9 protein-coding genes are annotated in these 11581 nt (G+C 44.8%); 5 read left to right on the forward strand and 4 right to left on the reverse strand.

The genetic code is table 11. The features are described from left to right. From QT974_RS22040 to QT974_RS22050, 3 genes are all read right to left on the reverse strand, one after another. Positions 1–1042: DUF1611 domain-containing protein (locus QT974_RS22040; RefSeq protein ID WP_333470557.1), on the reverse strand; the 1042-nt coding region annotated here is incomplete at its 3' end. Positions 1043–1109: 67 nt separating this feature from the next. Then, entirely contained in the window at positions 1110–1913 is an 804-nt protein-coding gene (locus QT974_RS22045; RefSeq protein WP_442933200.1) for a Uma2 family endonuclease, read from the reverse strand. A 255-nt stretch (positions 1914–2168) separates the two neighbouring features. Beyond that, positions 2169–3248 carry a dipeptide epimerase gene (locus QT974_RS22050; protein ID WP_333470558.1) on the reverse strand — a complete coding sequence of 360 codons (1080 nt, stop codon included), beginning with the start codon at positions 3246–3248 and terminating at the stop codon, positions 2169–2171. A 251-nt stretch (positions 3249–3499) separates the two neighbouring features. Between QT974_RS22050 and QT974_RS22055 the strand changes: the two genes are divergently transcribed. Further along, complete coding sequence (locus tag QT974_RS22055) at positions 3500–3931, forward strand: NADAR family protein (protein ID WP_333470559.1); 432 nt, start codon at positions 3500–3502, stop codon at positions 3929–3931. Between the two features lie 806 nt (positions 3932–4737). Here the strand turns inward: QT974_RS22055 and QT974_RS22060 are convergent. Beyond that, a complete protein-coding gene (locus tag QT974_RS22060; RefSeq protein ID WP_333470560.1) occupies positions 4738–5442 on the reverse strand; it encodes a hypothetical protein in 705 nt (234 codons plus the stop codon). 271 nt (positions 5443–5713) lie between these two features. On the opposite strand from QT974_RS22060, the gene QT974_RS22065 reads away from it, so the two are divergent. The 4 genes from QT974_RS22065 to QT974_RS22080 all read left to right on the forward strand — a co-directional run. Beyond that, positions 5714–6859, forward strand: coding sequence for a hypothetical protein (locus QT974_RS22065; protein WP_333470561.1), 1146 nt, complete (start codon positions 5714–5716; stop codon positions 6857–6859). A gap of 374 nt (positions 6860–7233) precedes the next feature. After that, the gene (locus QT974_RS22070; RefSeq protein WP_333470562.1) at positions 7234–9777 is read left to right on the forward strand and encodes a tetratricopeptide repeat protein; all 2544 of its coding nucleotides are present in this window, start codon (positions 7234–7236) and stop codon (positions 9775–9777) included. 207 nt (positions 9778–9984) lie between these two features. After that, on the forward strand, positions 9985–10743 hold the full coding sequence (locus tag QT974_RS22075; RefSeq protein ID WP_333470563.1) for a Uma2 family endonuclease: 759 nt from the start codon (positions 9985–9987) through the stop codon (positions 10741–10743). 422 nt (positions 10744–11165) lie between these two features. Further along, the coding region (locus QT974_RS22080) for a transcription antitermination factor NusB (RefSeq protein WP_333470565.1) at positions 11166–11581 on the forward strand (416 nt) is incomplete at its 3' end.

Consider the following 11581-nt stretch of genomic DNA (forward strand, 5'->3'; position numbering starts at 1 on the left):
CGATCGCCTCCAGCAACACCTCCGCACCAAACCGCACCGGATCGGTACAAGGCAATCGCGTTTCTGCTTGAATTCCTGCTATTGCTAACAGCGCTTCTGCCTGAGTTAAGTGATGAGTATTCAGAGCGATCGCGCTGACTTTTGCCCCAACAAAAGCACCCGCAGCAGCGGCCACCATTTCGTACAATTCAACCACTTTCAACAAACTAGGAATCGATACGTGCGGGTGATTGCGAATGTGAGTTTGTCCGGCTCGGTGCGCTAAAATTAAGTGAGTTGGCTGCGCGCCCCGCAACAGCGGCAGAGTCGCCGTCGAACCCGGATGCAATAGCGAACCTTGCCCTTCTACGTGCAGAATATCGCATTCCAAACCCAATTTTATCACTGCTTGTTCGACAGCACCGGCAGCAAAATCAACTCGCACGGCATCCAAAGCAATGCCTTCATTTCCAATCATTAAACCCGTTTGTCCGGTTGCTAAAAATTTGGAACGCAAACCCCGCTGCAAACAAGTGCGATTGAGTTCCAAACAAGTTGACATTTTGCCAATGCTCATATCTGTACCGACGGTTAACACGCGGCGACAGCTTAATTTAGCAGCGGCGGCAGAGGCGATCGCCCCAACAGACTTCGGTTCCTGACGCACGTCCCAAATCCATTGATTTTCGGTTAACGGAACCGTTATCAAAGGTGCAAGTTTCGCGTGCAAACCATTGACAACCGACAAACCTGCTGCTACCGCTTGATTAATTTCTGGCAGCCATTCCGGCGGCAAAATACCGCCGGATGGAGCGATACCAATTAGTAGAATGTCCGGCGCAAATTGCAGTGCTTCTGCAACGGAAGCAACGATCGGTACTTGTTGGGGAATACCAGTTAATTCAGATAAAGATTGTCCCGGACATTGGCGGTCAATTACTGCTACAATTTGTGCTTCGCTGTAGCGCAGAAATGCTAAGCCTGTTTTGCCGGAATTGCCGAGAATTCCCTCGTGCAGCAAGATAGCAACTTTACCATTTTTGATAGGATAGTTTTCAGTCATTGGTTCACTTTTAAGATAGGCGATTTGAGATTTTAGATTAGAGCTAAAATCTCAAATCGAGTCGGTGTTAGCTGTGATTGGGGTTCAGGGTAATATCATTCGGATCTTCTCCCAACTCTCGCAATCTGGCTTCTAGTAGCGAGGCTCGCTGGCGTTCCTGTTCGGCTTGTTGTTGAGCAGCTTCGGCTTGTTGTTGAGCAGCTTCGACTTGCTGTTGAGCAGCTTCTTCAGGTAACAAAACTAAATTGCCGGATTCATCGAAAAAACGCACCCAAGTTGCTGTTTCTCGATCGACAATTCCGTCCCAAGTCCCCAACCAAAAACCTAACGTTTCGCACCACAGCCAACCGCGCTCGTCGGGTACTAACGGTTGATAGCGCTGATTGCGATCTAAATGCCATCCCCGCAAAGAATTTGGATCGAAAGGATCGAAAACAAAGTAATCAGGAGTTCTGAAAATCTGTTCGTAAATATCCTTTTTTTTGCCTAGATCCTGACTAGCAGTTGACGGCGATAGCAGTTCCAAAATCACATCTGGGTAACGTCCATTTTCATCCCAAACTACCCAGCCTTGTCGGGAAGGATTGCTGTCAACATCCAACACAGCGAAAAAATCCGGGCCTCGAAAATCCTGATTGCGAACCTGTTTAACACTGTAATAAATAAACATATTGCCACCGACAAAAAAATCGTTCCGGTGAGCTAAACCTTGTTCTGCGGAACGGATTAAAACGGTCATTGCTATGCGGTGGCGGTTGCTTTCCATTTCTGCACCATCATCAAAGATTAAATCAGTCGGCGGCTTGTGTGCTTCAAAAAAAAGTTTAGCTTCTCTATCAATTCCCTGTCCTATTGATTCTACTGGCATCATAGTATCTCCAGATTTGTTTATCTCAAAATTAATGGGTTGAAAACCATCGAATTGAGGCTAAATGTTTTGATAGTGGGCTGTAAATACCCATCCTAAAAACTTCGCTCTCAACTGTCAACTATCAACTGTGAGTAAGGTGCGTCGCTCATCGATAGTCAATTTTTATTGGCGATGGTTGGTGGCGATGCACCCTACAACTGTCAACTGTCAACTGTCAACTGTCAACTGTCAACTGTCAACTGTTTAACGATACTTCTATTCTACAATGTCAATTCGCCGCACTCCCAATCCCGATCGCCCATTTGGCAGCAAACACCCATTTTCGATGCTTGCACCCGTAAAAGGATCGTCTAGTAAATTCAAGTGACTGTCCAAATCCAAATAATCGGCGAGGGGCGAAAGTTGGGCTGCTGCGGTATTTGCGATCGCACTATCGGAATAGCAGCCGAACATTACTTGCAGATTGCAGGCTTTTGCGGTGTGAATCATCCGCATTGCTTCGCTCAATCCGCCGGATTTCATCATTTTGATATTGATGCCGTGGACGCAGTGCGCTAACTTGGGTATATCCGAACTATTAAAGCAACTTTCATCAGCAAAAATTGGCAGCGGCGATTGACGGTACAGTTCCGAGAATTCAGCTATATCCGCGACAGGTGAAAGCGGTTGTTCGACATAATTTATGTTGTATTTTTCCAGCCAGCTACACATTTCTATTGCTTGTTTCAAATTCCAACCACCGTTAGCATCAACACTGATTTTAATATTAGCCGGCGCTTCGTCTAATACTGCAATTAACATAGCTTTGTCTGCTTCAATTCCTTCGGGATTTCCCAACTTGATTTTGACAGCGCGGTATTTGATGCTGGCGGGATCTGTCGCATCTTTGCCAAACCAATCGCGCACTCTGTCTCTGGCACCAGATGGCGAATTTATGCCGATGGTGACGGATGTGGGGACAATGCGCGATCGATCTAATCCCCACATTTTCCACAGCGGGAAGCCTGCTTTTTTGCCCAGCCAGTCGTGCATTGCCATGTCGATGCCGGCGCGGGCGGCGGAGGGTAACTCGATTTCTGTGAAGATTTGTTCGACTTTTTGGCGATCGCACGGAGTAAACTTTTCTAGTAGCGGTGCAACTTCCTGCAAAGCTGCTAGCAGACTCTCGGTAGTTTGGGGCTTAGAACCTGTGGAAAAGGGCGATGCTTCTCCCCAACCTTCGATACCTTCGTGTGTTAATTTTACCCACAAATTTGTACTTTGGGCTGTTGTACCGCGACTTATGGTAAGTGCAAACCGCTTGCGAACAGTGAAGGTTTGAATTTTAAGCTGCATGATTAGCTATAACCTGTGGATGACAGTTGACATTTGACAGTTTACAAAAGAAGGAAGAGGATTGGAGTAATAAATCTTCTGCTTTTAATTTATCTCTAAAAGGGTTCCGGCTTTCAACCAATTATTTCTGGTAAAAAAACTTTTACAATTCTAATAAAAATTTGTAACACACCCAAATATTGATTGTAAATCATGGCATAATTATAGGTAGTGTAAGATGCGTAATAAATCATAAAATCTCACAAAATATTATGACAATTTACTTTTACGGCACTCGCAGCGAATACGGTAGTTTCTCTAACTTTTCCCGTCACGGATTCGAGTTAGACGGAGAATACTGGCCGACTACCGAACATTATTTTCAAGCACAAAAGTTTCCCGAAACGGAACACTGCGACCAAATTCGCCAAGCAAAAATGCCGAAAGATGCAGCAAAAATGGGGCGCGAACGCTCTCGTCCCCTGCGCCAAGATTGGGAACAAGTCAAAGATGATATCATGCGAAAATGCGTATTACGCAAATTTGAAACTCATGCCGATATCCGCGAAATTTTACTCGCTACCGGGGATGAAGAAATAGTCGAAAATGCACCAGGAGATTACTATTGGGGTTGTGGGAAAGATGGCAGCGGCAAAAATATGTTGGGACTGATTTTAATGGAAGTGCGAGAGATTTTGCGATAGTGTATCTGGGTTTGACAAATATATCTGTAGGGGCGAAGCATGACCGCAGTCAATATGAGATTAGAACTAATAAATTATATACGGTCATGCTTCTTCAGGCTTCAAAAGTTAGATGCACTCTTTTGCGAAAAGGCACGTAGCGAGTAAAACATAACTTACAAGTTTGTAGTTAGGACTGAGCGTCCTTTCTTTCTAAATTCAAGATGGAGGACTAAAGTCCGAACGATCGAACCTATGATAAAGCAGGACTTATTTAATCTTAAAGTCCTGCCATAGTGCTAAGCGAGCATTTCCTGAATTTTATTAAACAATGTGAGTCAAACATCCGCCTGACAAACTGTCAAAGTTTGTGCCAATCTCCTCAGGCTGTTCTAGTAGAGGGTTTAGCCTCTCCTCGGAGACTGCAAAGCAGGGGAAACGGTAAAAACCCTGCACCACTTTTTAGTTTTGACAACTACTGTCAACCAGAATTAACTTTTATCGTGGCAAGTACAGCATTTTTCGCCAGTCGCCTCCCGGACACCGTTCTCCTTAGGTTGGCGATTCACAGGTAAAACAACAAAACTCCTGTTCTGGGTAAGGTTGATTTTTTATTTATGCTGTATATTTCTATTGTCTGCGATTTCTCTAAATTGTGACCTGTTGTACAGAATTCTTTACACTTTTTCGGTCAAAAAGATGCTTTTCGGTTTTGATTAAGAGATCGATCGCACTTTTGGAATCCTCCCTCAGACTTAGGTTCGGGGATCGCAGCTTAAGTGAGTTTTCAGCGAATTCTCAGATTGCTGACTGTTAAGATTTTTGAGTTATTTGGCTGCATTCGTGCCGAACTGCCGCCGTTGCTGTTGAATTCGGTTGAATTCTTTCTGTTCTTCGCACAGCAACGTATTGTCGATCGGCGATCGCATATCCCACTGCAACTCTGAGAGTAACAGCAAACATCCGGCCATAATTATGCCTGTGGTTAGATATTGCCAAGGGGCAACAAAGGTTAATAGAGGTATGCTCAATAAATGAGTTAGCCCGATCAGGATAAAAGTGCGCGATCGCAAACCGAGTCCAGTACAAAAATAGCCGATCGCGCTCAACCCCAACCACAAATCGCACAGATGCAGCAACCAAAATCCCCAACCCGCAAAAATACTGCAATCGGTCAAAATCAAACCAGAAACCATCAAAACCGCCCAAGAGTAAAGAATCCAGCTAACCCGCTCCACCTTTACCCAAAACAAAGTCAAAACCGCCATTACCCCAGTGCCAATTAGAGTCACTGTTGACCACAAAATCGCCTGAAAGCTCCAACTAAGCGGGACAAACTGAGCCGTGAAAAAAATCCCCGCCGTCACCAAAGCCCAAAGCAGAAAAGTTTGGTCAATGCGGGTATAAAATCCTGAGAAAAGAGTAATATTTCCGACTTGCCAGCGGAGGCGCAACAGGCCTGCGAGGTCTTGTACGTCGAGATGTTCTTGTTTGGAGCGGATTAAAGGTTCGGAGGCGTTGAAGAAGGTCATTCAGTATAGTTTAAAATATCAAGTTTTGCGTATTGTAACAAAACGTCAAGAAGATTTTGCAGATTTTTATATCCTTTTTTCTCATTCTCCGGCTCTGCCTCGGGAGGTAGATTTGGAAGCTCTGCCTCGATTCCAAATAAGGGAGGCAGAGCCTGTAGACATCAGTTCCCAGGCTCTGCCGGGGAACCAGTCAAGTTGAGTTACAATATACGTTAAACTTGACGTACAATAAAAACAACGTATATTTTGGGAATATAATTAAGGAGAGAATATGAAAGCAAATCCCGGTGGAGCAATTGCGCCAGCAGAAGTCATGGGTAGAGACAAGCTGATTGTAGATTTGTGGGGAATTTTAGAGCAGCAAAGTGTCATATTGAGTGCCGAGCGCCGGATGGGCAAAACGTCTGTAATTAAGAAGATGCAAGCGGAAGCTACCGCAGATAAATTACCGATTTATCGTGACTTGGAAGATGTTAAATCTCCCTTAGAATTTGTCGAGAAAGTCTTTAAAGATGTCGAAGATTATTTAACAGGTTTTAATCGCACAGCCAAGAAAACTCGCGGATTGCTCGAACACTTGGGAGGAGCAGAATTTAGCGGTTTCAAATTACCCGAAATTGCCGCGCCTCACTGGAAAGCATTGCTGACTGAAACCATTGCCGATTTGGTCGAAAATCAAGACCGCAGAGTCATCTTGTTTTGGGATGAAGTGCCGTATATGCTGGACAATATCGGCGATGCAGCGGCGATGGAATTGCTCGATACTTTGCGATCGATCCGGCAGATGTACCCGGCCGTGAGAATGGTTTATACAGGTTCGATCGGCTTGCATCACGTCCTTGGCGTGCTCAGAAAAGCGGGTTATACAAACGACCCAATTAATGATATGTACGTCCAAGATGTGCCGCCGCTATCTGTTAAAGATGCCACGAATTTAGCTCGCAAATTGCTGGAAGGCGAGAATATTCAAACACCGGATATTCAAGGAACAGCGGTTTTTATTGCCGATAAATTAAGTAATATTCCTTTCTACATCCATCACTTAATTGTGAAACTCAAATTGCGCGGCGGTTTGGGGGATATCCCAGCGATTGAGCAAATCATTCTTGATTGTTTGGATGACCCGCTGAATCCTTGGAAAATGGAACATTATCGGGAGCGAGTTGATACTTACTACGATGAAAAACAGCGTCCTTATGCCCTGAATTTGCTTGATTTTTTGGCGGCTGCGGGCGATTCTTTGTCTTTTGATGAGTTGTTTGCTGGTATCAAGCAAGAGTCGGAAACTCAAGATAAGGAAATGGCGAGGAAAGTTTTAAGGTTTTTGGAGCAGGATTACTATATTTATAAGAAAGATGGCAGATATCAATTTCGGTATCCGCTGATTAAAAAATACTGGAAATCTTTGAGATGTTGAGCAGAATCCGGCAGTTCGGACATCTCGTAATCCCACAATCCGGCAGGGGTTTAAACCCCTGCCTCAAAGCTAAAGTCCTCGCTATGAGGACTAATGAGTTCTTTAGTTTTCTTCTAGTTCCCAGGTGAATGATATCCGGTAGCATTAGAATTATTCATCTCTCTATTCTCTCCCTCTGCGTCCTCTGCGCCCTCTGCGGTTAAAAAATCATTCCAATGCAACTGGAAATAATCTGACTTCTTCAGTCCTCTTTCAGAGGACTTTCGCTATGAGACAGGGAATTGATTCTAAGAGCGGACTAGCGGGTTAGCGGAGAGACTAGCGGGCGGACAGACTAGCGGACTCACCGATAAAATAACCAACAAAATCAATCCATGAAAAGTACAATAATCTCTCGATTTACTCCTAGCTTGATGGCACCGGAAACCCTCGAAGCCATCCTAGTACAGCGTCACGCATTAGCAAACTATTTAGTAGATAACATCCGGGAGAGCGCACTCACAGATAACAAACATTATCAACTACTCATCGGCCCGCGCGGCATTGGCAAAACTCATTTAGTTTCCCTGATTTATCACCGCATTGCTAAGATGGAGGATTTGCAGGAAAAATTGCTCATTGCATGGCTGCGAGAAGAAGAATATGGGATTGCATCTTTCTTGGATTTATTGATTGCCATATTGCGCGCCCTTGGCAAAGAATATCCGGCAGAATATCGCACCCAGCTACACGATGCTGTCGAAGCGCTTTATGATTTGTCGCCGGAGGATGCGGAATCGCAGGCCGCCCAATTATTGATAAATTTTATTGAAAATCGCACTTTACTGTTAATTGTGGAAAATTTGGATGATGTGTTTAGCGGGTTGGGCGATATCGGACAAAAGCAGTTTCGGGCTTACATTCAAAATCATGGGTTTTTGACGATTTTGGCAACTTCGCAAAGTTTGTTTGATGGCATTGAAAGCCGCGATAAGCCTTTTTATGGCTTTTTTTACACTCATAATCTCAATGAATTATCACTCGATGATGCGGTAAATTTATTAAACCAGATTGCTAGCTTGGAAGAAAAGAGCGAATTAGCAGATTTTATTCAAAATTCAACGGGGCGAAATCGGATTAAAGTCGTGCATTTCCTGTCTGGCGGCAGTCCCCGCATCTATATGGTTTTCTCCGATTTTTTGGTGAATCGCGAATCTCTCAATGGACTGGTGGAAGCATTTATGGCGATGCTGGACGATTTAACGCCGTATTATCAGGATCGGATGAAATATATCTCAAATCAGCAGCGCAAGATTGTGGATTTTTTGGCTGATTTGCGCCGCGCCGCCCCGGTAAAAGAAATTGCTAAACGCTGTTTTATTACTCAGCAAACTGCGTCGAGTCAATTGAAAGATTTACGGCAAAAGGGTTATGTGAAAGCTGAAGAAATCGGGCGGGAGTCTTGGTACGAATTGCGGGAACCGCTGATGCGTTTTTGTTTGGAAGTTAAGAAGCAGCGCAATGAACCAATTAGATTATTTGTGGATTTTTTGCGGGTTTGGTATACGAAGGCAGAGTTGCAGCAGCGATTGGGATTGAGGATGGCGGATGTTGATTTTGCGGAGAAAGAAAGTCGTTTTGAGTATTGGGAAGATTTGAAACCGATTCCGCCTGATGCTGTGATGGAACGAGAATATTATCGGCGGGCGCTGGAGGAGAAGGAGAGAAATGAGGAAGATCCGCTGCTGAAGGCTTATTTTGATGAGATTGAATTTTGTCGCGAACAGAAAGATGATGTTTCGGCTTTAGAATATGTGGAGAAATTGGTAGAAAGTCGCGGCGAGGCAAAGGATTGGTCGGAAAAGGGGCGCTGTTTAAATAGGCTGGAACGTTACGATGAAGCTTTGGAATGTTTAGACAAAGCTATTGAAATTGACTCGAATTATGCGAGGGCTTGGGCTTATCAAGGTAGTGTATTTGACAGTCTTAAACGCTATGATCAAGCTTTAGTATTTTATGATCGCGCGATCGAACTTGACCCTAATGATAAGTTCACTTGGTATATGCGAGCCATTAGAATCATTCAATTAAAACGCTATGATCAAGCCTTAGTATCTTTCGATCGCGCGATTGAACTTGACGAAAATAATAAATTAGCTTGGGCTTTACGAGGCAATGTACTTCACAACCTAAAACGCTATGATGAAGCTTTAGCATCCTTCGATCGCGCGATCGAACTTGATGCTAATGATCCGTGGGCTTGGGCTAATCGAGGCGATGTACTTGATAACCTCAAACGCTATGATGAAGCCTTAGTATCATTTGATCGGGCGATCGAAGTTGATGCTAATTATCAGTGGGCTTGGTTTCAACGAGGCTGGGTACTAGATAATCTCGGCCGCTATGAAGAAGCTTTAATATCTTGCGATAAAGCGCTCGAACTTGGTAAGGAAGGCGCAAATGTCTTCTTCAATCGTGCCATTGCCATTCTCGGATTAAATCGTTGGGATGAAGGCATCGCCGCCTTAGACGACGCATTCCAACGCCTCGAACCAGACGACGAAGCTAGTTCCGAAGATGTCGAGTTAATTATCCGCAACCTGTTCGCAAATACGCACGATCGAACCATAACTCAAACTCGGATCGCCAGCCTGATCGCAGTTTACGAAAAACACGAATATCTCTCAATTTTAGGACAGGGAATTGTGCGAAACATCCCCGCGCTAATCTCAGAAATGGTCAGCGACAAAGCCGCCCGCACTTGGTTAGAATTGTGGCAAGAACCAACCAGCAACTACGAACAATTCCAAATTCCCATCCGCCTGCTGAATGCCGCTGTCCGCTATAAGGAAACCAAGGGCGATAGACGAGTTTTGCTAGAACTTCCCATTGAAGAACGCACTTTATTAGAACCGTTGGTGTCAGGAAAAATAGAATAAGAATAAGAGACCCCGGCGATTGGAAATCGCGGCGACACAAACGATGTCCGCCTCCGCGGACGGAAGAAAGGAAATTCAACCCGCGAAGGCGGGTTTTGTTTGTGTCGCCGCGGTTTCAACCGCCGGGTTTATTCAACCAGCAAACGCAGGTTGTGTTGAAATAGGTATAAAATAGAAATTGATGATACTAGCAAAGGACTCATCCCCATGACGGCAACAATTCCAACTAAAACCTCACCACAAATCATCTACCCCGACAGTGACGGCAAACCCATGTCAGACAATACTAAACAGTTTGAACTAATTGTCACCATTCAAGGTGGAATAGATGCCTTATACAAAGATAACGAAAATGTCTTTGTAGCAGGTGATTTGCTGTGGTATCCCGTCGAAGGAGACAACAAAACTCGCCAAGCACCTGATACGATGGTAGTGTTTGGCAGACCCAAAGGTTACAGAGGTTCCTACCAACAGTGGCTTGAAGATAATATCGCCCCGCAAGTTGTCTTTGAAATCCTCTCCCCCGGAAATCGGATGGGATTACTGTTTAAGCTGTTTAATTTCTACCAGGATTATGGAGTCGAAGAATATTATGTCTACAGTCCAGAGGATAATGAATTAATTGGTTGGCTGCGTTCTGATGGAAAACTCAACTATATTGAATTAATGGATGGTTGGGTGAGTCCGCGTTTGCAGATCCGTTTTCAAACTGCATCGGGAGACTTGGAAATTTATCGCCCTGATGGACTAAAGTTTTTGTCTTATGTGGAGTTGTCAAGACAACAGGAATCAGCACAGCGACAAATGGAACTAACACAGCAACAAATGGAATTAACACAGCAACAAATGGAACTAACACAGCAACAAATGGAACAAGAACGACAAGACAAAGAGTTAGTACAGCAAAAAGCCGATCGCCTTTCAGAAAAACTCCGAGAAATGGGCATAAACCCAGAGGACATTTGAGACTCAATTATGAGATGATTGAGACCCCTGGCGATTGTAAATTGGGGTTACAATTGAGCCCCCGGCGATTGGAAATCGCGGCTACACAAACGATTAGCGATTGGAAATTGGGGTTACAATTGAGCCCCCGGCGATTGGAAATCGCGGCGACAAAAACGATTGGCGATTAAAAATTGGGGTTACAATTGAGCCCCCGGCGATTGGAAATCGCGGCGACACAAACGATGTCCGCCTCCGCGGACGGGAGAAAAGAAATTCAACCCGCTCCCGTCGGGTTTTGTTTGTATAGCCGCGGTTTCAACCGCCGGGTTTCTCCAACCCGCTCCCGTCGGGTTTTGTGTGTGTAGACGCGGTTTCAACCGCCGTTTCAACCGCCGGGTATTTGAATCACCTATAATAACTTGACATCTCAACAATCCTTCATGCAAAATCCCCGCCAAATAGCCTTTCTCGCACTCCGCGAAGTCCACCGCCGAGGTGCATTTGCAGATGTCGCACTCGATCGCACTTTTCGCAATTCTCAACTCAACGACCTCGATCGCCGTTTAGTCACAGAATTAGTGTACGGTAGCGTTAGGAGAATGCGATCGATCGACTTTATCATCGACAAACTAGCCACCAAAAAAGCCTCCCAACAACCGCCAGATCTACGCACAATCCTACATTTAGGCTTATATCAACTCCAATATCTCAACAATATTCCCCCCTCCGCCGCCGTCAACACCACCGTTCAACTAGCAAAAGAAAACGGCTTTTCTGGACTCAGCAGTTTTGTCAACGGTTTGTTGCGACAATATATTCGTTTAACCCCCCCAACCCCCCCTTACCAAGGGGAGGC

The sequence above is a fragment of the Microcoleus sp. BM001215392 genome (assembly GCF_036700185.1).
Classification (GTDB): domain Bacteria; phylum Cyanobacteriota; class Cyanobacteriia; order Cyanobacteriales; family Microcoleaceae; genus Microcoleus.